The organism is Nitrospira lenta (assembly GCF_900403705.1).
GTDB classification, from domain to species: domain Bacteria; phylum Nitrospirota; class Nitrospiria; order Nitrospirales; family Nitrospiraceae; genus Nitrospira_D; species Nitrospira_D lenta.
In genome coordinates this window covers 1-480 of record NZ_OUNR01000015.1, presented here as the reverse complement: position 1 = coordinate 480, position 480 = coordinate 1, and the positions used below count along the sequence as shown (strand labels likewise).

Here is a 480-nt window from a genome sequence, read left to right as displayed (position 1 = left end):
GTGATGTCGGGGGGGCGGGAACGATCCAGGTCTCGAACGGCACCTCCATCTTCAATGGCACCCTCACGCCCAATGAATTGATCATTAGCAACGGGACGGCCACGCTGAATGGTCCGACCACGCTCCCGAAGCTCACGTTTCAGTTTGGCACGCTGACCGGCACGGGGGATCTGACACTGACGGGAGCCTCGACGTGGAGTGGCGGGACGCTGAGCGGGACGGGGCGAACGCTCATTGCCTCGACGGGCTCGTTGGATATTACGAGCGGTGTGACACTGAGTCGGGTGCTGGAGAATCAGGGGACGGCGACGTGGACGGCGGGGGGGCTGCAATTCAACAGCGGCCAACTTCTCAACACGGGCACGTTCAGCGCGAACAGCGCCGGCACTTTGCAGGCCTATGGAACCGGCGGGACTAATAACCGGTTCACCAATCAAGGCATCTTCCGCAAACAAGGCGTGGGTACGGTCAGCATCCAGG

Annotated in this window: 1 protein-coding gene; it reads left to right on the top strand. The window is 61.9% G+C overall.

The window, feature by feature from the left end:
- A partial coding sequence (locus NITLEN_RS18120; protein WP_181416766.1) for a hypothetical protein occupies nt 1-480 on the top strand: 480 nt, incomplete at both ends.